The 22,457-nt window shown below is 36.3% G+C and carries 17 protein-coding genes and 10 tRNA genes; 16 read left to right on the forward strand and 11 right to left on the reverse strand.

Translation table 11 applies throughout. The features are described 5' to 3' along the window. Positions 1-216 (forward strand): DUF3820 family protein, encoded by a 216-nt coding sequence (locus GTK47_RS09465; protein WP_023581656.1) that lies wholly within the window; start codon positions 1-3, stop codon positions 214-216. A 2-nt stretch (positions 217-218) separates the two neighbouring features. On the opposite strand, the gene GTK47_RS09470 is transcribed toward GTK47_RS09465, so the two are convergent. Beyond that, complete coding sequence (locus GTK47_RS09470; protein ID WP_165122892.1) at positions 219-659, reverse strand: MarR family transcriptional regulator; 441 nt, start codon at positions 657-659, stop codon at positions 219-221. A gap of 183 nt (positions 660-842) precedes the next feature. On the opposite strand from GTK47_RS09470, the gene GTK47_RS09475 reads away from it, so the two are divergent. Then, positions 843-1,595, forward strand: coding sequence for an SDR family NAD(P)-dependent oxidoreductase (locus GTK47_RS09475; RefSeq protein ID WP_165126565.1), 753 nt, complete (start codon positions 843-845; stop codon positions 1,593-1,595). A 64-nt stretch (positions 1,596-1,659) separates the two neighbouring features. On the opposite strand, the gene GTK47_RS09480 is transcribed toward GTK47_RS09475, so the two are convergent. The 3 genes from GTK47_RS09480 to gltX form a co-directional block, all read right to left on the reverse strand. Continuing rightward, positions 1,660-1,735: transfer RNA gene (locus GTK47_RS09480), tRNA-Ala, on the reverse strand. 27 nt (positions 1,736-1,762) lie between these two features. Continuing rightward, a tRNA-Ala gene (locus GTK47_RS09485) sits at positions 1,763-1,838 on the reverse strand. A 157-nt stretch (positions 1,839-1,995) separates the two neighbouring features. Continuing rightward, positions 1,996-3,414, reverse strand: a complete 1,419-nt coding sequence (gene gltX / locus GTK47_RS09490; protein WP_165122893.1) for a glutamate--tRNA ligase — start codon at positions 3,412-3,414, stop codon at positions 1,996-1,998. Positions 3,415-3,735: 321 nt separating this feature from the next. Here gltX and GTK47_RS09495 point away from each other — a divergent pair. From GTK47_RS09495 to GTK47_RS09530, 8 genes are all read left to right on the forward strand, one after another. Further along, positions 3,736-3,811 (forward strand) — tRNA-Val (locus GTK47_RS09495). A gap of 39 nt (positions 3,812-3,850) precedes the next feature. Next, a tRNA-Val gene (locus GTK47_RS09500) sits at positions 3,851-3,926 on the forward strand. 43 nt (positions 3,927-3,969) lie between these two features. Then, positions 3,970-4,045, forward strand: a tRNA-Val gene (locus GTK47_RS09505). Between the two features lie 41 nt (positions 4,046-4,086). Continuing rightward, a tRNA-Lys gene (locus tag GTK47_RS09510) sits at positions 4,087-4,162 on the forward strand. A 38-nt stretch (positions 4,163-4,200) separates the two neighbouring features. Further along, a tRNA-Lys gene (locus GTK47_RS09515) sits at positions 4,201-4,276 on the forward strand. 39 nt (positions 4,277-4,315) lie between these two features. Continuing rightward, a tRNA-Lys gene (locus GTK47_RS09520) sits at positions 4,316-4,391 on the forward strand. A 14-nt stretch (positions 4,392-4,405) separates the two neighbouring features. Beyond that, positions 4,406-4,481: transfer RNA gene (locus GTK47_RS09525), tRNA-Val, on the forward strand. A 2,291-nt stretch (positions 4,482-6,772) separates the two neighbouring features. Further along, positions 6,773-7,075, forward strand: a complete 303-nt coding sequence (locus tag GTK47_RS09530) for a helix-turn-helix transcriptional regulator (protein ID WP_165122894.1) — start codon at positions 6,773-6,775, stop codon at positions 7,073-7,075. 590 nt (positions 7,076-7,665) lie between these two features. On the opposite strand, the gene GTK47_RS09535 is transcribed toward GTK47_RS09530, so the two are convergent. From GTK47_RS09535 to GTK47_RS09560, 6 genes are all read right to left on the reverse strand, one after another. Then, positions 7,666-8,712, reverse strand: a complete 1,047-nt coding sequence (locus tag GTK47_RS09535) for an ABC transporter substrate-binding protein (RefSeq protein WP_165122895.1) — start codon at positions 8,710-8,712, stop codon at positions 7,666-7,668. A gap of 12 nt (positions 8,713-8,724) precedes the next feature. After that, complete coding sequence (locus GTK47_RS09540) at positions 8,725-10,866, reverse strand: TonB-dependent siderophore receptor (RefSeq protein ID WP_241256094.1); 2,142 nt, start codon at positions 10,864-10,866, stop codon at positions 8,725-8,727. A gap of 275 nt (positions 10,867-11,141) precedes the next feature. Continuing rightward, positions 11,142-11,921, reverse strand: coding sequence for a thiosulfate reductase cytochrome B subunit (gene phsC / locus GTK47_RS09545; RefSeq protein WP_165122896.1), 780 nt, complete (start codon positions 11,919-11,921; stop codon positions 11,142-11,144). Then, entirely contained in the window at positions 11,918-12,496 is a 579-nt protein-coding gene (locus GTK47_RS09550; protein ID WP_165122897.1) for a 4Fe-4S dicluster domain-containing protein, read from the reverse strand. The genes phsC and GTK47_RS09550 overlap by 4 nt, the downstream gene beginning before the upstream one ends. 14 nt (positions 12,497-12,510) lie before the next feature. After that, positions 12,511-14,790 (reverse strand): thiosulfate reductase PhsA, encoded by a 2,280-nt coding sequence (gene phsA, locus GTK47_RS09555; protein ID WP_165122898.1) that lies wholly within the window; start codon positions 14,788-14,790, stop codon positions 12,511-12,513. An 873-nt stretch (positions 14,791-15,663) separates the two neighbouring features. Continuing rightward, positions 15,664-16,467 carry a sulfite exporter TauE/SafE family protein gene (locus GTK47_RS09560; RefSeq protein WP_165122899.1) on the reverse strand — a complete coding sequence of 268 codons (804 nt, stop codon included), beginning with the start codon at positions 16,465-16,467 and terminating at the stop codon, positions 15,664-15,666. Positions 16,468-16,571: 104 nt separating this feature from the next. Here GTK47_RS09560 and GTK47_RS09565 point away from each other — a divergent pair, with 104 nt between their 5' ends. The 6 genes from GTK47_RS09565 (at position 16,572) to mlaA (ending at position 20,781) form a co-directional block, all read left to right on the forward strand. Continuing rightward, a complete protein-coding gene (locus tag GTK47_RS09565; protein WP_165122900.1) occupies positions 16,572-17,348 on the forward strand; it encodes a helix-turn-helix transcriptional regulator in 777 nt (258 codons plus the stop codon). 195 nt (positions 17,349-17,543) lie between these two features. Beyond that, a tRNA-Arg gene (locus GTK47_RS09570) sits at positions 17,544-17,618 on the forward strand. 118 nt (positions 17,619-17,736) lie between these two features. Beyond that, positions 17,737-18,312: a dual specificity protein phosphatase family protein gene (locus GTK47_RS09575; protein WP_165122901.1), complete on the forward strand. Its 576-nt coding sequence runs from the start codon at positions 17,737-17,739 to the stop codon at positions 18,310-18,312. A gap of 86 nt (positions 18,313-18,398) precedes the next feature. Beyond that, positions 18,399-18,647, forward strand: coding sequence for a GDCCVxC domain-containing (seleno)protein (locus GTK47_RS20620; protein WP_165122902.1), 249 nt, complete (start codon positions 18,399-18,401; stop codon positions 18,645-18,647). Positions 18,648-18,936: 289 nt separating this feature from the next. Beyond that, positions 18,937-19,833, forward strand: coding sequence for an AAA family ATPase (locus GTK47_RS09585; RefSeq protein ID WP_241256095.1), 897 nt, complete (start codon positions 18,937-18,939; stop codon positions 19,831-19,833). A 207-nt stretch (positions 19,834-20,040) separates the two neighbouring features. After that, entirely contained in the window at positions 20,041-20,781 is a 741-nt protein-coding gene (mlaA, locus tag GTK47_RS09590; protein WP_075670556.1) for a phospholipid-binding lipoprotein MlaA, read from the forward strand. Positions 20,782-20,865: 84 nt separating this feature from the next. Here the strand turns inward: mlaA and fadL are convergent, their stop codons facing one another. Continuing rightward, the gene (fadL, locus tag GTK47_RS09595; RefSeq protein ID WP_165122903.1) at positions 20,866-22,206 is read right to left on the reverse strand and encodes a long-chain fatty acid transporter FadL; all 1,341 of its coding nucleotides are present in this window, start codon (positions 22,204-22,206) and stop codon (positions 20,866-20,868) included. Positions 22,207-22,457 lie beyond the last annotated feature (251 nt).

Consider the following 22,457-nt stretch of genomic DNA (forward strand, 5'->3'; position numbering starts at 1 on the left):
ATGTTAGAGAAACAGCACCTTATCGATATAGCAAACACACAAATGCCATTTGGCAAGTACAAAGGACGTATGCTGGTTGATTTACCAGAAGAGTACCTATTGTGGTTTGCAAAGAAAGGCGAGTTTCCTGAAGGTAAGCTTGGTCAACTCATGGAGATGACCCTAGCAATTAAAATTGAAGGTTTAGAAGGGTTATTAAAACCATTAAAGCGGTGATGTTAATCATTACCCATAGTTGATTTTTCAGGTGTTAACGCATTAATGATTTTCTGACTTAATTCAATAAATAATGTTTGCTCTCCGAGTGTTAAGCATTCACTTATTTTCTCTGCATTTTGTTTTCGACCTAATGCCGCTCTTGCCAAAAAAGCGTGACCATCATCAGTTAAATGAGTAATAAGCTCACGCTTGTCTTTTTCAGAACGATACTGTGCAATAAATCCTAAGGATTTTAATCCCCGCATAAATTTTGATAAGTTTTGTCTTGAAATCGCCAATGAATCACTTAATTGAGAAGGGGTTAAGTCACCCCGTAAGCGCAATAATTCTAAAATATCATATTGACTCCAAGTGACTTGTTCTGGGGTATAACGAGTTCGTTGCGCGACTAATGTGCATTGTAATAATGACAATGCATTTTCTAATTCACACTTCTCCATAAATACGCTATCTCATAAATTATGTTAACTAAAGTTAATATTATCAGGTCATTCATTGAGAATAAACTTTATATTGATTAACTAAAGTTAATCAAATAAGATGGCATATAGTTAACTTTGGTTAATTATTTTATAACTGTCTGATAAAACGTGACACAGTTGATAAGAGGTGAAGTCGAAATGATGAACTATTTTAAAGATAAAGTGATTTTAGTCACAGGGGCAAGTACAGGTGTCGGTGAGGGTATTGCACAATTGCTGTTTCAACGTGGTGCAACGGTTTTCATTACTGGCCGGCATTTAGAGGAAATAACAAAAACAGCACGTTCTATTGATAGAACGGGTAAAAAAGTGATCGCTTTGCAGGCGGATATGACCTCATTTTCTCAAGTTGAAAAAATGGTTGAAACTGTTATCGCTCAAGCTGGAGCATTACATGGTTTAGTTAATAATGCAGGGATCACGGGGCCTCATAATACATCTATTGTCGATTATGTGATTGAAGATTGGAAATCAGTCATTGATACAGACATCAATGGCGTATTTTATGGCTTGAAATATGGCATCCCCGCGATATTAAAAAGTGGGGGAGGAAGTATTGTGAATCTTTCTTCATCTAATGGCATTGTAGGGATTGCGGGTATTTCAGCCTATACAGCAGCTAAACATGCCGTATTAGGGATCACACGTTCAGCTGCTCTTGAGTTTGCAGACAAAGGAATAAGGATCAATGCAATTGGACCTGGTTATGTCGATACACCAAGAATGCAAATGCTACCTGATGAAGTACGTGAATGGATGGCGAATACACATCCAATGAAACGAATGGCAACCAGAGAAGAAGTCGCTAAAACGGTCGCATTTTTACTTTCAGATGAGAGCAGTTTCTCGACAGGGGCATTTTATGCCATTGATGGGGGGTACACTGCGCAATAGAAGTAAATAAAGGGGAGTAGAAAACAAAAAATCCCGAAGATTTCTCTTCAGGATCTTAAAATTCTGGTGGAGCTAAACGGGATCGAACCGTTGACCTCTTGCATGCCATGCAAGCGCTCTCCCAACTGAGCTATAACCCCATATATTGGATTGTTCTAGAAGTATATTGGTGGAGCTAAGCGGGATCGAACCGCTGACCTCTTGCATGCCATGCAAGCGCTCTCCCAACTGAGCTATAGCCCCAACATACTGGAACGGGCTTGATAATAGGCAACAAGCACAATACTGTCAATCAGTTAATCTCACATTATTTATTGATTGCTGAAAAAGAGTACAAAAAAAAGATACATTCCCGATTTTAGGAATGTATCTTTTTTAATAAGCAAGATTAACGAGTAAATTAAGCTTGGTTTTCTCTTTCAGTAATAAAGTCTAGTGCTTTATTAATTCGTGCAACGCTACGAGTTTTACCAATAGCGTGCACGGTAACATCTAAGCCAGGAGATTGACCCGCACCTGTTACAGCAACACGTAATGGCATACCTACTTTACCCATACCCACTTCTAATTCATCAGCAGTATCTTGAATTGCTTGGTGAACATTCTCAGCTGTCCACTCTGTAATTGCTGATAATTTATCGCGAACGACTTCTAATGGTTGACGAGCAACTGGACGTAAATGTTTTTTCGCTGCTGTTTCTTCAAATGTTTCGAAATCAACATAGAAGTAATGGCAACTTTCAGCCATCTCTTTTAATGTTTTGCAACGCTCGCCTAGTAATTTGATCAGCTCAACTAATGATGGGCCATTACTGGTATCAATATTTTGTTGTTTGATATGCCAATCTAAATGAACAGCAACTTTCTCTGCTGGCAGTGTATTGATGTAGTGATGGTTTAACCAAAGCAGTTTATCAGTATTAAATGCACTTGCTGATTTACTGATAGCTTCTAAAGTGAAATGCTCAATCATTTCATCAATAGTAAAGATCTCTTGGTCGCCGTGAGACCAGCCTAAACGCACTAAGTAGTTTAATAATGCTTCCGGTAAATAGCCATCATCACGATATTGCATTACGCTGACCGCGTTATAACGTTTAGAGAGCTTTTTACCATCATCACCTAAAATCATTGATACGTGAGCATATTCAGGCACTGGTGCACCTAATGCTTTGAGAATATTGATTTGGCGAGGTGTGTTGTTGATATGATCTTCACCACGAATAACGTGAGTGATTTCCATATCCCAGTCATCAATAACAACGCAGAAGTTATAAGTTGGAGAACCATCAGTACGACGAATAATCAGATCATCAAGCTCTTGGTTACTAAATTCAATTGGACCACGAATTTTGTCATCAAAAATGACAGAGCCTTCTTGTGGGTTTAAGAAACGCACAACATGAGGTTCATCAGTACTGTGGTTATGGTTACTACCACGGCAACAACCATCGTAACGAGGTTTTTCACCTTTCGCCATTTGATCTTCGCGCAGTTGCTCTAAACGCTCTTTAGAGCAATAGCAACGGTATGCAGTACCCGCAGATAGCATTTGATCAATCACTTGGTTATAGCGATCGAAGCGTTTAGTCTGATAATAAGGACCTTCATCCCAATTCAGATTTAACCAATTCATACCGTCCATGATTGCATCGATGGCTGGCTGTGTAGAACGTTCTAAGTCGGTGTCTTCTATACGCAGTACAAATTCGCCCTTATTGTGACGGCTATACAACCAGGAATAAAGTGCGGTACGCGCACCACCAACATGTAGATAGCCAGTAGGACTTGGTGCAAAACGGGTTTTTATTTTACTCATTGGGATTGCCTTTGTACGTCTTACTTATATATAGATAAGTAATCGTGATTATCAAAAAAACGAAATGGTTGCCTTATTTTATCACTGGATGCTAATTCCTCAATGCCATTAAGCTTTTAACAGAGATAAAATTTTCAAATTGATGATTTTTTGTTTGACGAAGAGTACCCGTGGGATTACTTTGGTTAATTGCTGTGTCACTTATGGTGCTAAAAAAAGCATCTTGACTAAAAATAAAACGAACGATCATTTTCACGATAAAAAACTGATAAAAATCGTTGACTCATAGCGCAGTATCCCTATAATGCACCCCATCACGACGGGCGGTTAGCTCAGTTGGTAGAGCATCTCCCTTACAAGGAGGAGGTCGTTGGTTCGAGCCCAATACCGCCCACCATTATTTTCGTTGTGATAAGTTGTATGATTTAGTGTAATTGGGCGGTTAGCTCAGTTGGTAGAGCATCTCCCTTACAAGGAGGAGGTCGTTGGTTCGAGCCCAATACCGCCCACCAATTACATTAAAGCGTGGTAGTGAGAATTTAGTCATCATGAAGTGGGCGGTTAGCTCAGTTGGTAGAGCATCTCCCTTACAAGGAGGAGGTCGTTGGTTCGAGCCCAATACCGCCCACCACTTCATTCGGTTATTTCGCGCAATATCACACATTTAGGTATGGGTCGTTAGCTCAGTCGGTAGAGCAGTTGACTTTTAATCAATTGGTCGGGCGTTCGAATCGCCCACGACCCACCATTCCTAAAAATACAACATAAAGTAGTGAACATTGTGACGGGTCGTTAGCTCAGTCGGTAGAGCAGTTGACTTTTAATCAATTGGTCGGGCGTTCGAATCGCCCACGACCCACCATTCACAAAGCTACTTACAGATTTACGCAAATTATTAAATGGGTCGTTAGCTCAGTCGGTAGAGCAGTTGACTTTTAATCAATTGGTCGGGCGTTCGAATCGCCCACGACCCACCATTTAATAATAAAGCGGGCGGTTAGCTCAGTTGGTAGAGCATCTCCCTTACAAGGAGGAGGTCGTTGGTTCGAGCCCAATACCGCCCACCACTTCTTTATCTCTTCGTTATGCCTTCTTATTTACTTCCCTAATATCTTTCTAAAAGAATTAATAATAGTTATTTGGTTTCTAATACCTGCGTTATTGCCGCTAGTCACATTCTTTGAGCCTTAATCTTTTTCTCTGTGTGTTGTTCATTGTTTCACTTATGGCCACATATCCTTATAGGCATGCTTTCCTAGTTCTTTGTATTGGCATCATCTCTTTATCTTCAAGGCAATCAATATTCGACATAAGGGTATCTTGGAGCTACAGGCGGCAAGGCTCGTCGTTTCAGCCCATGGAGAGCAGTATAAAATCCGTCATAACCACAGTGCGGTCTGAGTAATGGGAAGTCTCACCGTTTACGGCGGAGAGTAGTCACCTTCTAAGACTGTTTTAACTTGTTATTGCATTGTGCTTGTTGTGAAGAAGACTCATAAGTCAGTTTCTGTATTACGTTTTTTACGTCCTTCATGTTTTTATCATTTAAATGGAACTGCTTAAAAAAGAAAATGTTCTTCTATTGTTAATTCAATCATTTTGGATGAGGGAAAGCGCTCAGTAGAAAATATGTATTTATTTCTGAGTAGAGCTCAAATTTTAATCTAAAAATATTAAAAAAATTACTCTAATTGAAGAAGAAAGATCTACTCCTTTTAGGAGTGGATATAGGCATTTTCAGTTTATTTATAAAATTAAATAACCTTAGATGTACTGTGATAAATTATTTGCTCATTTCCTATGAGCAATATCTCTCATAAAATGAGCATGTTAAAACATTTTAAGTCAGTATTGAAAAATATGTGGCACTCATTTTTTAAGAAAAAATATAGAAGATTAAAAGATAAAAACTGGACTCTATAGTTAATTTTTCTTACTTTTTATAAATCATTGGATAGTGCTAATAAGAATAAAGATTAAATATAATGATGTTTTATCTTCTTCCTACTTCTTTTTTGAAGAGGTGATAGAGTGATGGTTTATATGTAACTATTTGATTTTAAATAAACTAAATTTAAAATTTGATATTTGTCAATCTTTACATCATAATGAGCTGGATAGTAAATGATATAAAGCAAAAAGTACTTATTTCATCAGTAATTGATTTGTCCTGAAGTGGTTAATTTCATTTTTTACGAAAAATGGAGAAAATTGTGCATTTAGCAGGAACATAAATTATATAAAAATATTAATGTTTATTTTCTCCTAAGAATAACTCTTATATAGAATAGGTGTAATTACTTAGGATGTAAAAAGATTAATTTTTATTTTTTTTAACAAAATTAGATCATGCTAAAGTTGATATTTAACAGTTCATTCCCTTGTTAATTTAACTTAAGATATGGTGATTACTCTATTTTTACAATGTGCCAAATGCACGCATTTGAGTGAAAAAGAAAGAATAGTATTATGTGGTCATAAAAAGAACGGTTTTTATGATGATATACTTAACCTTCAAATAACCTACTGATAAAACAAAAATATTTATATTAAGACTTACTTTTTCTCTATTTCATAAAGAAGATTTTTAAACTAATTGAAAATTAAAATAAGTTATTCATTAATAAAAATTCAAAAAAAATGAGTAATTAAATCTATTATTTATTTATTCTAGAGTAATAAATAATTGTAGGTCTTGAAATATATTTAGTTGAAAGAGTAAGGGTTTATGCTTATATAAATTAATTAACAAATGTTTAAAATGTGATTTTCATCAATTTATTAATGTAAGTTATGTAACTGATTGATATCAATGTGTAATATTGCCTTATTTATAAACTCATCAGATTTCATTGATATTGCTTAAGCTATTTAATAAAAATAAGAAAATAGTTATCTTTATGAGGTTAATTTATTATTTTAAATAAATTAGACTGACATAAGTTGATTTATTTTTACACAATTCAAACAATCACACTTTAAATTAAGCTTGTACTAGATGATAATTCTAATTAATGAGTAAAGTTTAAGAAAAAAAAAGCGTAATTTTATAAATAAAATATTTTAACTGTATGAAAATAAAGAATATATAGTGTTATCCTAGGTATTGTTTACTAGTGTGAGTAAATCATCATGCTTACACTGTCTTTTTTTGACTAGTTGAAAGTGTTTAAATGCGTAGTATATTATTTACATATGATAAGTCATGTTATGAATTGTAATATTTCTTATCTACTAAGAATAATATTTTATTAAAACAAAAAGGTGTCCTGGATAATATATAGTTTTATATATTATTGCGTAGGAACACACCATTATAAATTAGATATCAATCAAAGTGAAAAGCGAGAACAATATTATGAGTAGCAAGTATCCAGTCGCTTATGCAGTTGGACAGAAAATTAAGTCATTAAGAAAATCTCAAGGTTATACTGTATTTCAGTTAGCGAAAGAGATTGATATTAGTGAACAACAGTTATTCCATTATGAGCGTGGTGTAAACCGTATTGATATTGATTGCTTAGTTAGAGTGCTTGAAGTACTAGGCGTTAATATTGGTAGCTTCTTTGAAGAAGTAACTGGTGGAATGGTTCAAGAAACTGAGCGTAATGAACAACATATTCCAGCTCATTTCGATAGCAAGGCTCTTTCTATTTTCTAATAATATTTTTAAATTAGAAAGTAACTCATTTTAGAATAACTAAATTGAGTAAGATAATTCTTATATATAGTTTTTCTCTTTAATTAGTTAATAATAAGAATTTTCTTAATAAATGAAATAAAGCCTCTATATGAAATCAATGCCCTTATTAGGGCATTTTACGTTTATAGAGAATGAGAATTTTTAATTTTTACAAAAAAAAGAATAATTGTATTGCAAATGAGTTGAGCCTTTCAGGCTTGGAGAAATATATTCTCGTATTTATTTATATGAGAAAAAAATAGCTAATCAATACTCGTTTAGAATAAGCTATTCATAAAATTACCTCTTATATTACCTGCCTCAATTTTACCTCCTGATAACATTTCTGAAGCTATTAAACGTATAATTTATGCGTTTCACACCAATAAATTCGAAAAGAGTGGATCCCAATATGATAAAAGCAAAAAGTGTGCATTGGTGAGAATGTGTTATTAGATCAAAAATTAAGTACCTATCATTAAATGACTATCTATGAAAATGGTAGTTAATATCATATTGGGATGGATTATTGTTGCCTCTTCATCGTGAATATGAAGAGGCGGTATCAATTAGTCTTTGAGAGGTTTAAGAATGTGTTTGATCTGTTGATCGGTGAGAATGATATTAAAAAATGTTTTATAGAATTGTTGAGTCTCTTTAGAGATATCAATATGCTTTGTTTGTTCTGGATATAAAACAGTCGCTAACCATAAAAATTGTAAGGCTTCCTCTGTGGTTTCACGGCACCACCAAAATAGGCCTTTAGGGTTTGTGTAAACTCGGCCTTCACGTACAGCAGTGATAGATTGCCATTCAGGTGCATTCTTAATGATTTCAGTGTCTCTTGCATACATAGTGACAATGACATCAGGATTGGCATGAATAACTTGCTCTAAGGAAACATCACCAGCTCGGCTTGGTACATTATCAAACCAATGTTCTGCCACGTTGACACCGCCTGCAAGCGCTATCCAATCATGATTTAACGAAGGTGCGCCAGATGTTCTTAATGGCGAACCAAAAGCATGATAGACCTTCATTGGTTTATTGGCACTTATCTCGGTTACTGCGCTTTTTACAAGCACTTTATTACGCTGGAAGTAGGCTAAATAATCTTTTGCTAATTGGTGACTACTTGAGCCTAAAATCTCACCAGTGATCAACGTTCTTTCTAACAACGCATCCATTGAACCTGATTTTAATAATGCAACACTGATCCCTGCATTTTCTAGTGCCGTCATTTGTGCATCAGATAGCTTTCCTGTTGCAAAAAAGATTTGAGGCTGGCTAACAATTAATGTTTCGATATTCAGTGTGTCATTATTACCTTTACTAGAAATTGAAGCTGTTTTTATAGCTGGAACAATCTCGGTAAAAAAAGGGATCGTTTTGACTAAATCGGTTGTGGAAACAATTTTATCTCCAGCACCAAGCATAGCAAGTATCGCATTTTGAGCATTCCAACTCGTGGCGACTCTTTCGGGTGAATCAGGAACAGTAATGGATTGATTTTGATAATACTGAACAACTCTTTGCGCCTGTGCATTAAAGGAGATACTGAGAGCCGAAGCTCCCAGTAACGCAATGCACAGGGTTTTGAAAAAACCTTTATACATTTCGTTTTCCTCTTAGAGTTCAATACTTACAGAAGCGGAAATTTGGCGAGGCGTACCTAAGAAAGCATTTGCACCACCAATAGCACCATTTTGGTTGCCAGAGAAAATAGATGCCCAGTAATGCTCATTTGTCACGTTATCTAAATTGAGGCGGAAAGTGGTTTTCTTATCCCAGTATTGTGTTTGATAACGAGCACCCAGATCGAGAGTGGTATAGGCTTTTGCCCACATCGTATTAGTGGTATTTGCTGCACGTTTACCTGTGTAGTGAACATTGGCGCTATAGATAACATTTGGCAAAGTAGGGTAATGGTATTCAGCTAATAAATTAGCTTGATATTTTGGTACACCTACAACGTCTTTATCTTGTGTTTGAGCATTGCCTGTGTTGGTTAAAGTAGGAGCTAACCAAGTCATACTACTAAAAACGAAAAGCTCATCAGTAACTTTTCCGTTAGCGATAAGCTCTAACCCACGATTACGTTGTTTACCTTGTTCTTTAAAGATATTGTCGTTACCCACATAGGCAAAAGGGCGCTCTAATTGGAAAATAGCCGCATTTAAATTAAGATCGCCAATTTGCGATTTAACCCCCATTTCCCATTGTTCGCTACGATAAGGTTTTAGTACTTCATTTTTGTTGTCGGCAGTGTTTGGTGCTGAATCCCCTTCTTCTAATGAATCTGCATAAGAAACATAAGTCATCACTTCAGGAATAGGTTTAAACATTAATGCGACAGCAGGGCTTAAGCCATTTTCGGTGTGATTTCCACCACCAGCACGATAAGAAGTTTCTTTGATCCAGTTTTGGCTTAGTGATCCCATCACTGACCATTGAGGATTGAAGGTAACGGTATCACCTAAAGTAATGGCTTGAACTTGTGAGCGGCTATTTTTAGTGCGAGCAGCACCAGTGTAGAAGCCGTCATGAGAAGGATCATCATAACGATGTGGATTATTAATATCTTGAGTTGGTAATGTGAATTTTTGATCATTACCATTTGCGCCATAAATATCCCAACGATAACCGCTAGTGGCGAGAATTAAATCATGAGATAGTGCGCCAGTCATCACATGACCATTAACATTGACAGAATGGCTTAAAACAGTAAAACGACCATAAGTTGTCGGTACTGATAACGTTGGTGTAAATTGCTTACCATCATTACTTAATTGGTTAGAAACAGAACGGAATCCGCGATCAGCCGTTTGATAGCCAATTGCTGCACTGATTTGCCAATCTTCGTTAAAATCATGTTTTAGTCGGCTACTTACCGTTCTGGTATGAAGATCAACACCCGCAAAAGCTTGACCATAGCCAGCTTTAGTTGGATCTGGCGCATCAGGTAATGAGGTAACTTTTGGTCCATAAGAAAATGCACCAGGGTAGCCCATTTTTTTAAACCAATAATCACTAAAATTCACTTCTAACACAGTATCAGACGAGATATTCCAATCAAATGCGGTACTGATTAGCTGGCGACGTGTCTTGCTACCTGTGACATAACCTTTGCCTTCATCATGCATTAGATTAATGCGATAACCAAAGGTATTGTTATCATCAATAAAACCACCTAAATCAAGATGACCTTTAAATTGGTTATCATTGGCATAAGTTGCATTCAGTGATGTTAAGCGTTTTAAAGTTGGACGTTTTTGTGTGAAATTGAATTGCCCACTTGGGCTTGCTGGCCCATAAAGTGAACCTGTTAGACCATTGATAATATCTACACGCTCAAGCATTTCGATAGGGAAAGCTGTGGTAGAAATAATATTCACACCATCTAAGCGAGAGTTAGCAACAACATTGCCCTGCATTCCACGATTTTGAGGACGGCCAACATCCATACCGCCACGTGCTTGCATTTGAGAAGAGGCATTATATTTTAAGATATCTGCAACACTGGTGACTTGTTGATTTTCAATCATAGATTGAGTAAAAGTATTTGTTGTATAAGGAGTATCTAACCATTTCTTCTCGCCTAATGGCCCCATATCAACTTCACGAGTAACAAATCCCGCACCGGCTTCACTATTATTCATTGGTTGTGCAGTAACGACGATTTTTTCAGCATTATCAGCGGCTACACTTGCTGATACAGCTAATGTTTGTGCTATAGCACAAGCTATTGTCGAAATGATAAATTTCTTCACGATAGACTCCTAGAATGTATTTTTTAGTTATATAAATCCATCGCTATTAAAAAATTTATATAACGATACCCATCACGAATGTAACGCAATGTATATCATTGTGTAAAGTTGTATATAGCGAGGGTGGGCGCCGACTATACACGGAATAACATGTAAATAAAATGATATATTTGCTAATAATAAAATTATGAAATTGTTTCTGAATTTAGATCAAAAAATGCCCGCTTGAGCGGGCATTTTAGGAAATGAATCGTAACAGAAGAGGATTTGAGAAATTAGTGCTCTGTTTTTTCTGTTACTGAACTATGATCATCATGTTTTTGGTGACGGTGATGACCATCGACCATACTGCGGAATGTTTGAGTAAAAGTATCACCCAGTGTACATAAGTAGAAGTGTGCACAAATAAACATTAATGCCACGATCCCTAATACTAAGTGTGCTTTTAGCATCCAATAACCTTCACCAATTACTTCAGGATATAAACATAATAATCCAGTAATCAGTAACAGTGGCACTAAACCAAACATCACACCTAAGTAAGCGAGTTGTTGAAGTGGGTTAAATTTATCTGTTTTAGTTGCTGCAAAAGGATGAGGTTCACCTTTCATTATGCCATAAAGATAAAAGCGAGCTTGTTTGATGCAACGACCAATTAGCCCACTAAATCTTACTTTGTAATGTACGCCATTACTGGTTGTTAAATTGATAAGAATAAAACCAATCCAGAATGCGATAAGTACAAAACCACAGATCTTATGTAATAGCACCATTGAGGTGACATTGCCGATAGAAAAGTGCCCTAAAAATCCACTTAATAGTAATAGGATAAACAGTAAAGCATTCCCCCAGTGCCAAAAACGAATTGCTTTAGAGTATAAATAAACGCGTTCTTCTTCATAATGACCAGAGTGTTTTGGTGCAAGGGCATAGCGTAGTAAGCCATGGATAACTAATACAGCTATCATAGCAACGATTAATAAACCGGCTGCCATTAACCATACAGGCCAATAATCTGGCGTATAATGGAGCTCTGCTCCCCAGATACTAGTCATGCTTTATCTCCCTGATGGATTTCTTTACGACGGAATAAACTTGGTTTTCCGACATTATCTAATTGGTATTGATAAACGGATTTTTGTTTGATCCAAGCCTGAATTTCAGGTGAGTCAATGCGACCAAAAGCAAGCGCATCTGTTGGGCATACCGATACACATGCAGGTAATTCACCTTCAGCTAATCGAGTATCAGAACAGAAGTTACATTTATCTGCGATATGCGTCATTGGATTGATATAACGAACATGGTAAGGGCAAGCACCAACACAGTAATCACAGCCGATACACAACTCTTTTTTCACCTGAACGATGCCATTCTCATCAATAAAAGAGGCACCAGTAGGGCAAACAGAAACACAAGGTGCATCTTCACAATGCTGGCAAGAAACACGGAAAAATTGGTAATGTGGATTACCCGCTTCGTCGTCATGAGGGCCTTGAATTTGGACTTGAAGTCGGCTAAATCCTTCAGGAATGTCATTGATGACTTTACACGCAACAGTACAAGCTTGGCAGCCAATACAACGTTTCTCATCATGTAACATGACAAATTGTTTATCATTATTGCTCATCGTTATTTTTTTCCTTAAGCCCGACTAATTCTGACACCTGATGTATGCACATCAGTACCTGATACAGGACTAATTTCATGAGGTAATAAGTTGCCACAGTGAACACCTGTTGTAGTCGCTGCTGTTCTCGCACCTGCTTTTGCACCTGATCCCATATAAACAAATACAGTGTCAGGGCGAATGCCTTCCGTTATCAAAGCATGTGCTTTTTCTTTGCCTATACTGTTTTCTAGAATGATTTCATCACCATGTTTAATCCCATGGTTTTTAGCTGTTTCAGGGTGAAGCCAAACAGGGTTTTCCCACATTAATTCAGCTAATAACGGTACATATTGTGTTGCACCATTAGTATGAACGGCGACTTTACCTTGGATAAAATAAAGCTCGTCTTTTTCTTTTAATGGGAAGTTGTGGAAGCGTGGAATACCGTAGTTTTCTAAACGGCTTTCTAATTCTTCAGAGTAGATTTCAATTAAGCCACTTGGTGATTTAAAGGAGAGGGCTTTTTCCATTGTATTGTTGCTATCAACATGCTTAATGGCATCTGGATATTGCTCAACAAAGGCTTTTACATAAGAAGGTTCGCGTAATAACAGTGGAATACCATAAGAGATATAGCCTTTTTTATGCATCTCTTTATAAAGTGCTTCACTACCATTAACTTGATAAAGCTGTCTTACTCCCATATTTTCCCAAGGGAAACAGGCTTCTAATCCTAATGCTTTACCTAATTCCATCCAAATTAACCAACTTGGTTTAGTATCACCAATCGGTTCGACAACTTGCTGGCGTAATGCATAAGCTGGGTTTAAACCTGAAACATCAGCAACTTCTTCATCACGTTCTAAATAGGTACATTCAGGTAAAAGATAATCGGCATAAGCGGCACTTTCACTTAAATACACATCACAGCTAACAATTAAGTCTAATTTCTGTGCGGCTTTCTCTAGCTCAGGACGGCAACTCACTGTTTGGAATGGGTTATGGCGAGACATAATCCATGCTTTTGTTTGATACGGCACAGCTTCTAATGTTGAATCGATAATAGATTGAACAATGCCGCCACCTTTATTGATGTACTTAAATTGAGGCGCTGTTGCATCAATACGTTTTGCGGTAATTTCAGGCATGCCTTTAACGCTTGGTTTTGCTAATTCAGGCGCAACTTCAATACCCGCTAATTTATTGTATTTTGTCGCTGCTTTCTTCTGATACATACCACCTTCACGTTCAATGTTGCCGAGTAAGGCATTGAATGTGAAGATCATTCTACGCATATTAATTTCTTCTTTATTAAAGGTTGCGCGGTGACCAGGCATAATCAGTGCGTGAGGTGCTTTCGCTGCAATCTCACGAGCAATACGAACAATATCTTTAGCTGGCACATCAGAATGTGCTTGAGCCCATTCTGGCGTGGTATCTTGTAGAACTTCTTTTAATTGTGGTAAACCAATCGTAAATTTCTCAACGAAATCTTTATCGTAGAGATCTTCTTTAATTAAGATATGGCACATTGCCATTAAAACTGGTAAATCCCCGCCTGGGCGGATCGCAAACCACTCATCAGCTTTACTTGAAACAACAGACAAACGAGGATCAAAACTGACAAGTTTTGCACCGCGCTCTTGTGCTGTCATCAGTTCATGAGTTTCGGCGACTTCAATACCTTCATAAAGGTTATGACCAAAAGAAAGAATATATTTAGAATTCGCTAAATCCATTGCAAGATCACCACCCATCATAACGGATGCTGCAATGGCTTTACCTGCTGGACAAGTAGATGCGTGTGTAAAGGTATTTGGAGAGCCAAAAGCGGCAGCCAAATGGAAAAGATGAGAAGAGAGTGAACCTGATTTAGATGAAAAAGAGATACTTTCAGCACCATAGTTTTGTTTTATGGTGTTCATCTTTTCTGCAATTTCTTTATAAGCTTGTTCCCAGCTTATCACTTCCCATTCGCCAGCACCTCTTGGGCCTTTGTGTTTCATGGGTTTGACAATCCGGTTTGGATCATTAACTAGGCTAACACCACTTCCGCCTCTTGCACAAACTCGGCTACTTTGGTGTTCAGCATTTCTATTTCCTTGGATAAAGACGGTTTTGTTGTTAACAACCTGAGCTTCTATCGGACAACGATAAGAACACATTTCACACAGGCTAGGTGTTAATTTTGACTGACCCTTAAGAGAATCTACAGGATTAAATGCAAGAGCACCTGGTGGTAAACTACTCACGGTACAACCCACACATCCTATCCCCATCCCCTTAATGAAAGAACGACGACTAATACTCATATAACCTCCAGTTTCTTCTTATAGCTAAATATTATATACGGACGGTTAAATAAATATTTGAAGGCGTCTCCATTTTATTAATCCATAAGTGATGAGTTAGTTGTAAATAATAAATAATAGAGAATAAAAAGTTAATAAATGTCACTAAATAAATTAACTAAAATAGACAAAATTAAATGATAATTATTTTCTTCTATTAAGTATTATTATAAAAGTTTGGAGAAGGAATAAGGGATTTAAAGGGATATGGCAGTTGCTGATAGTCCGTTTAAATTCACAGACTTAAGTTATTAATCTGTTTTACTAAAGTGTATTTAAAATATATGATTAATAATAATTAAAATTTGACAAAAAAGCCTATCGATATATAATTATTTATATATCGAAATGGTATTATATTGTAATTAATTTGTTATTTAAAAATCATAATAAATAATACTTTTTATGCTATTTAAATTCAGTTTCTTCTTAAATTATTTTCTTGTGAAAAATAGCTAACTTATTATTTTGATGATAAATACAAATAAAATAGAAAAATAAATAGGTGATTTCTAGTACGAAAAACACTCATCGAAACGTGATCAGACTGATACTAAGCATAAGACAATTTATAAATTATTGTTCATTATGTTTAAATATTAATTAATGATATTAATCGTTATGGAACTGTGTCGTGATTGTCAAAAAGAGATATTTTTTGTTTTATGTGTCTCAATAGCATTAATGCTAGGTGAAGATGCGTAGGAAAAAGATGAGGTGAAATGTTAAAAAATGGCGACTTTTTTGAATACCCAAAGTCACCATTTTATGTGTAGTCGTTATTGTTTTCTTCGTTGCTTGTTGTCTTTGTATCTTCTATATAGAAGAAGGGATTTAAAACAGCATGACAATTAAAACAAGACTCAGTAACAGAGGATAAACTCTTGCGTGCCATTTATCAGGAATACGAGATAAAAAGCGTTCAGAGATCTTCAAGCCAACCCAAGTACTGCAAATCAGAATCAGTGCGGCTTTTAACCAAATATAACCAATAAAACCAGATTCACTATTTAAAGGTGATGTAAAAGAAAGGGCGATATAAGTAAATGTTGCCGTGAGAGCTAAAGGTAAGGTTAATGCATTTGCCATCGCTGCTGATTGCGCCATTGGTGTTCCTCTACGGCGCAATAAAGGTACTGTCATGACACTTCCGCCAACGCCTAAAAAAGCAGCGATAATACCAATCACTGTGCCATTAACCGTTTCTCTTGCTTTAGTTACTTTTTTTGAGTTGTGAGTAAGGGCCATAAAACCGGGGCGAAAATAGCAGTCTAAAATAGTGACAAAGAGATAACCAATAAAGATCCATTTGATCCACGTACCTTCAACTGTTAATGCGAGAAGAGCACCTAAGATCCCACCAAAAGCAATACCCATAAACAGAATGGACATGATATTCCAATCAAGCCTTTTGGCTTTATGGTGTTTAATGGTTGTGACTGTCGCAGAAAACAACATAATTAATGCAGAGGTAGCAACTGCGATTTGCATAGCATGTTCGGCAGGTAAACTGTCACTTCCCCAAAGTGTCAGAATAAGTGTATAGAGTAAGGGAACAGTAACAAAACCTCCGCCAAAGCCAAATAACCATGTTGTGATGCCTGAAATTAAACCAAAAGAAATCAGCCAGAGTGTCATTTCAAATCTCCTGTTGAGTCAGGAGATTAACAATATAGAATAAAGTGATGGCTTACCCACGCGATAATGACAAGTTTATACGAATTTAGGACAATTTAAATATTATGCGTAATATCGATATCAACAGTGTGGATGATCTTCCTCGTGATATTTTGGCATTAGGTTCTGATTATCCTTATGACACATTACTTGAAGCTCATCATCATCGAAGAGCACAATTCTTGTATGCCCCTAATGGGGTAATGAAAGTCAAAACAGAAGATGGTCAATGGATTGTATTGCCTTACAGTGGCGTGTGGATCCCCGCAGAAAAAGTACACCAAGTGCTAATGTTGGGTAGCAGTACTTATAGTCTCTATATTGAGCCTAATAAAATTCCTCGCCATTCAGAATATTGTGAGGTTTTACAAGTTTCCCCTCTTCTTCATCAGTTATTACTTTCAGCCAATGAACTTCCTTTACTTTATGATTTAGGCGGGCGAGATAGCGCATTATTGACTTTGCTTTGTCATGAGTTATCTCAAGCTAAACCATTACCTTATTTTACGCCATTACCGCAACATGCTTTATTAGATGAATTGTGTACTGAATTTATGTCACAACCCAATATTCGTACGACACCAGAAATGTGGGCTGAAAAATTAAATAAGAGTCTACGTACATTTACTCGTCTTTTTCATAAGGAGACTGGACTTTCTTTTCGAGATTGGCGTCAAAAAGCGTGTTTAATGTATGCGTTAACCGCTTTAAAGAAAGGAGATTCAGTCACTGAAGTTGCTTTAGAGCTGGGTTATGAAAATCCGAGCGCTTTTAGTGCAATGTTTAATAAAGAGATGGGATATTCACCGAAATTGTTTTTAAAACGATTGAAAGAGTTTTAATAAAACAGACATGTATAAGATTAAACATAATCAGTGATAATGATATTTATCAGATACTTTTTAAGTCAAATTGCATTGTTCAAAAAAGAAACAAAAAAATTCCTTCCAATATCAGTGCGTTAAAACTTGATTAATATAGAGTGAGGGGGGTAAAATATAGCCCGTCCATAAGTCATGCTTTATCTTCCTACGTATGTTCCCTTAGTTAAATGGATATAACAAGCCCCTCCTAAGGGCTAGTTACAGGTTCGATTCCTGTAGGGAACGCCATCTATTACCCATTCTGTAAATTTAGAAATTATTCCTAGAGCAGTGTTTATCAATTCACGCTATTATCGCTAGTGTTTTACTTCCTCATTAATAACCAACAATAAATTTAGGTTTTTATATGGACATGAAATCAATTAATGATATTCGATATTTGAAGTTTTTATTTATTGCTTATTTTTTTCTGCTGGTGGGGTGTAACTCTAGGCCTACTGATATCCTTGTACCTCCTGAAAATTTTTATCAAGTTTCAGAAAAAGTTTATCGTTCAGGACAACCGACACCAGGTGAAATGAAATGGTTAGAAGCCCAAGGTATCAAGACGATTATTAACTTACGTGAATATCATAGTGATAGCGATGATGTAAAAGGTACGCAATTAGAAACTTTTCACGTAAAAATGAATGCGGGTAGAATTACTGATAAGGACGTTATTGAGGTATTACATAAAATAAATAGCACGCCTGATCCTGTGTTAGTGCATTGTTGGCATGGTAGTGATCGCACAGGAACTATTATAGCAATGTATCGGTTAATCTTTGAGAATTGGACAAAAGAGCAGGCAATCGCTGAATTAAGAAAAAAAGAATACGGCTATCATGAACTCTTTTTTCCTAATATTGTTCAATACTTAGAAGAAGTTGATATTTCCGCAATAAAACAGCAAGTATTTAATCAGCAAGTCATAAATAAATAAATGATTGATTTAATACGCTATTGAAGAAATGAAAATAGCGTATTATAAATAAAAAAACGATGTTTATAAATTTTTGTGGAAATAGAATGTCAAATAATCAGATTAACTTGGTGTCGGAAATCACTTGCCCGCATTGTCATACGAAAAAAATAGAAACAATGCCAACAGATGCTTGCCAATGGTTTTATGAATGCACACATTGTTATACTTTATTAAAACCCCTTGAAGGAGACTGCTGTGTGTTTTGTTCTTATGGAACAGTACCTTGTCCACCAATTCAAGAAGAAAAATCATCTGGGAAAACATCATATTGCTGCCACCATGAGAGCAAATAATTATTTATCTATAACAGTTAAGTAAAACAGTTTTATATTCAAAGGGAAATTAAATATCAATTAATTTACTGCTTTGATTTTAAAAATATATTCTTGTTTAAAAAATAAATTACTGTTAGATTTTATTTAGTCTATTTATAAGGTTTATTTTTATGTCATATTTTACAACCTCTCCATCAATTATTATTACCATCACTTAGTGGTGGGGATTGGTTGTATTAATAACCCGCCAGATAAGCGGGTTTTTTTATTTTAAACTCCTTATCTGGCAAAAAGATAAGGATAAAAAATGTTTACTTCACAAGAAATTGAGCAACATACCCAATCGCTAACGCAATTAATTGCGAATGCAGATCAAGCTATTACTGATGAAAATTTTGAGTATTTAATGGATTTTTATACTGAAAATGGCACATTGGTGGTTAAAGATGATTTGCATGTTTCTGGCAAACCTTCACTAAAAAAAGCATTTATGGCGATCGCTGGATTTTTTAATCACTCATTGCAAGTTTCTCAAGGAAAAGTAAACGTTATTTTTGGCGAAGATTGTGCGCTTGTTTTAGCGCAAACTCTTTTAAGTGCAAATATGCCAAATGAAGGAAAGTTTAATACCGTAAGAGAAGCCACTTATGTTTTTAAACTTATTAATGACCAATGGTTTTGTGTTATCGATAACTCTTATGGTACTGATTTATTAAAATCATCTTCAGATGTTCGTTTACATTTTTTCTGTGGAAAAATTGCTTCTGGTAAATCAACGTTAGCTAAATTATTTGCTAAATCACCCAGAACAGTATTAATCAATGAAGATGAATGGTTATCGCGACTTTACCCAAATCAAATAAAGACAGTAACTGACTATATTGAAAAAAGTGAGTTAGTGAAGGGGGTATTAAGCGAACATATTGCAGTTCTTCTTAATGCTGGAAATACCGTTATTATGGATTTTCCGGCGAATACACCAAAGCAGCGAAAATGGCTAAAATCATTAGCTGATAATACGGGAATGCCTTATTTATTTCATGTTTTGAAAGTAGAAAGTGCTGAGTGTAAAAAACGATTATCTTTACGTAATCAATCAGATGAGAACCCGTTTAAAACCACAGAAGTAGAGTTTGATTTTATTACACAGCATTTTTCGTACCCTGATCCAGAAGAGCGATTAGTGATAAAAGAATATAATTAAATAACATCATAGATTTTTATATTAGCCCATAATATTGGGCTAATATTTTAAATCAGCTCAATAAGATAATCACAAAAACCGAATTATCTTATAAGATCAAAACCTAATAAAAGTACCACTTATCATGCATTGACAGTATTATGTGTAGAGTTTATGAATATGCGAACTATGATGCTGTCCATCATAAGATAATTAGCGGAGAACATTATGAAGTATCGCCTGTGCGGTGTTGCTCTTTCAGTCGCCTTACTTTCAGGATGTGCAAGTACCCCTAATAATGGGGAGGGGCGCTCTGACCCATTGGAAGGGTTCAACCGCCAGATGTTTGATTTTAACTACTATGTTTTAGATCCCTATATCTTACGCCCTGTTGCGGTTGTTTGGCGTGATTATGTGCCACCACCAGCAAGAAATGGCTTATCTAACTTTTTAGGTAACTTAGAAGAGCCGGCAAGTATGGTAAACAGCGTATTGCGTGGTGACTTTGAGAAGGGGGCAAAACATTTTGGTCGTTTCTGGATTAATACCGTTTTTGGTATGGGTGGCTTAATAGATGTCGCTGGTATGTCTAAAGAAACGATGGAAAAAGAAGTCCCAATGCGATTTGGTAGTACGTTAGGTCATTATGGTATGGATTATGGCCCCTATGTGGTTGTACCGGGCTATGGTAGCTTTACTGTCCGTGAAGAGGGCGGTGACTGGGCTGACTTAACGTATCCTATGCTGAGCTATTTAACTTTTTGGATGTCAGCAGGTAAGTGGGCATTAGAGGGCATTGAAACACGGGCACAATTGCTCGATTCCGATGCGATTTTACAAAACTCGTCTGATCCATATTTAATGATGCGCGAAGCTTATTTCCAGCGTAACGACTTTCAAGCTGATGGCACTGTAAAAGAAAATCCTAATGCGAAAGCTATTGAAGATGATTTAGATTCTATCGATTAGTTCATTATCTTTGTTAGCTTGATGAATAAATAAAAAAATGGTCTTAAAAAAGACCATTTTTTGTATAAAAAGCACAGTGAAAAATTAGAAGCGGTAGTTAAAGTTCATACCGTATAACCATGCTTTACCTGATGATTCAAACTCATATGCAGGTAATGGTAAATCTTCAGATAATTTCTCTTTGATGGTGACTTTTTTACCGTGCATATATGCTAAGCCAACATCAACAGACATATCTTTGTTAAATGCATAGGTTGCCCCTGCACTTAACCAGAAACGGTCTTGGTCTGGAATAGATATTGAGCGTTTATCAGCAGGAACAGGGCTGTCATCAAAAGCAATACCAGTACGGAATGTCCAGTTATCGTCATGATAATAGGTTGTACCTAAAGCGACACGCCATGCATCACGGAAACCTTCTTCTTTCTTGAACAGTTGTTGGCCATCACTCTTACGTGTCGCTCTTAGCTCTTCGAAAGCACTCCAGCTTGTATAAGCGAAGTTATAGTGTACCGCCCATTTTGGTGCTACACGGTGATAAGCGGCAAATTCCCAAATTTCAGGTAAATTAAGGTCAAGTTTACCTTTAATGGTTCCACCTTCTGTTCCAATAATAGAACTACCATTTGGAAGAGGGATTGTTTTTAAATCGCTCTGGAACTCTCCGTCTTTAAATTTGACTTTCACTTTAGAACGGTAAGTGAAACTAATACGGTTACCTTCATCAAATTCATATAATAAACCGGCGTTCCAACCAAAGCCCCATGCATCACCTTTTAATTGAGCAAAGCGATCACTTGGAGATAGGCTGGACACATAGCCTCCTAACGGAGGTGGTAATTTATTTCCTAAAACTTTACCTGCTTCGCCCACATGGCGCGTAATTTCAGCATCAGCATAAAGAGCATTTAAGCCTAAACCAACACTGAGTTGGTTATTAACACGGTAACCTGCACTTAAGTTTAAGTTCATGGTTTTTAAATCGGTTTTGCCACCGATAAGCCCTGCTGGGTAATCGCTCGGAAAATCAGTTGCTAAACCAAAGTTTGTTGTACCTGATGCACCAATCGCCCATTTATCATTAATAGGGGCAACAAAGTGGATGTTAGGCACTAATGCACTTGGTGCGATATCTTTTGCAGTGGTATCAGTACCAGTAAGAGGTGATTTACCTTTAACATCAACGCCTGGGTTAATAAGGATAGCACCAACAGAGAATTCAGGGCGATCGAACATGGTAAGTGCGGCTGGGTTACGGCTACCTACGCTTGCGTCATCGGCGATAACGCCTTCCCCTGAAAATGCACGCCCTAGTGCTGAAGTAGAATATTCATTTAACTGAAAACCGGCAGCGCCTGCTTGAGAGGAAATTGCTCCTACAATGGCAGCTAGTGCTGTGCGAGTAAACAGGTTTTTACGGTTCATGACCTAAACCCTCATAATTTTTTTAAGTTAGTAACTTCTGATTAGAAGCGCTGGATTTTAGGTGCGGTTGTCGTTATGACAAATCAGACCAGTTGATTAAGTATAAAGTTGATTACCCCAAATGTTGCAAGTATGTTTTACAAATATTGCCATTTAGATTCAATAATTGAGATTTGGTTAACATATTTTTCACAAAATATGCCAATAAAGATGTTTTTGATTGTTAAATAAACAGAATGATCAATTATTTT

It is taken from the genome of Proteus sp. ZN5 (assembly GCF_011046025.1).
In the GTDB taxonomy this organism is placed as follows: domain Bacteria; phylum Pseudomonadota; class Gammaproteobacteria; order Enterobacterales; family Enterobacteriaceae; genus Proteus.

Excerpts from the sequence above, each read along its gene's own strand:
- GTK47_RS09585 (WP_241256095.1), top strand. The coding sequence starts at position 18,937 with ATGTTTACTTCACAAGAAATTGAGCAACATACCCAATCGCTAACGCAA.
- GTK47_RS09575 (WP_165122901.1), top strand. The coding sequence starts at position 17,737 with ATGGACATGAAATCAATTAATGATATTCGATATTTGAAGTTTTTATTT.
- GTK47_RS09475 (WP_165126565.1), top strand. The coding sequence starts at position 843 with ATGAACTATTTTAAAGATAAAGTGATTTTAGTCACAGGGGCAAGTACA.
- GTK47_RS09560 (WP_165122899.1), bottom strand. The coding sequence starts at position 16,467 with ATGACACTCTGGCTGATTTCTTTTGGTTTAATTTCAGGCATCACAACA.
- GTK47_RS09465 (WP_023581656.1), top strand. The coding sequence starts at position 1 with ATGTTAGAGAAACAGCACCTTATCGATATAGCAAACACACAAATGCCA.
- fadL (WP_165122903.1), bottom strand. The coding sequence starts at position 22,206 with ATGAACCGTAAAAACCTGTTTACTCGCACAGCACTAGCTGCCATTGTA.
- GTK47_RS20620 (WP_165122902.1), top strand. The coding sequence starts at position 18,399 with ATGTCAAATAATCAGATTAACTTGGTGTCGGAAATCACTTGCCCGCAT.
- GTK47_RS09470 (WP_165122892.1), bottom strand. The coding sequence starts at position 659 with ATGGAGAAGTGTGAATTAGAAAATGCATTGTCATTATTACAATGCACA.
- GTK47_RS09535 (WP_165122895.1), bottom strand. The coding sequence starts at position 8,712 with ATGTATAAAGGTTTTTTCAAAACCCTGTGCATTGCGTTACTGGGAGCT.
- phsA (WP_165122898.1), bottom strand. The coding sequence starts at position 14,790 with ATGAGTATTAGTCGTCGTTCTTTCATTAAGGGGATGGGGATAGGATGT.
- mlaA (WP_075670556.1), top strand. The coding sequence starts at position 20,041 with ATGAAGTATCGCCTGTGCGGTGTTGCTCTTTCAGTCGCCTTACTTTCA.
- GTK47_RS09565 (WP_165122900.1), top strand. The coding sequence starts at position 16,572 with ATGCGTAATATCGATATCAACAGTGTGGATGATCTTCCTCGTGATATT.
- gltX (WP_165122893.1), bottom strand. The coding sequence starts at position 3,414 with ATGAGTAAAATAAAAACCCGTTTTGCACCAAGTCCTACTGGCTATCTA.
- phsC (WP_165122896.1), bottom strand. The coding sequence starts at position 11,921 with ATGACTAGTATCTGGGGAGCAGAGCTCCATTATACGCCAGATTATTGG.
- GTK47_RS09550 (WP_165122897.1), bottom strand. The coding sequence starts at position 12,496 with ATGAGCAATAATGATAAACAATTTGTCATGTTACATGATGAGAAACGT.
- GTK47_RS09530 (WP_165122894.1), top strand. The coding sequence starts at position 6,773 with ATGAGTAGCAAGTATCCAGTCGCTTATGCAGTTGGACAGAAAATTAAG.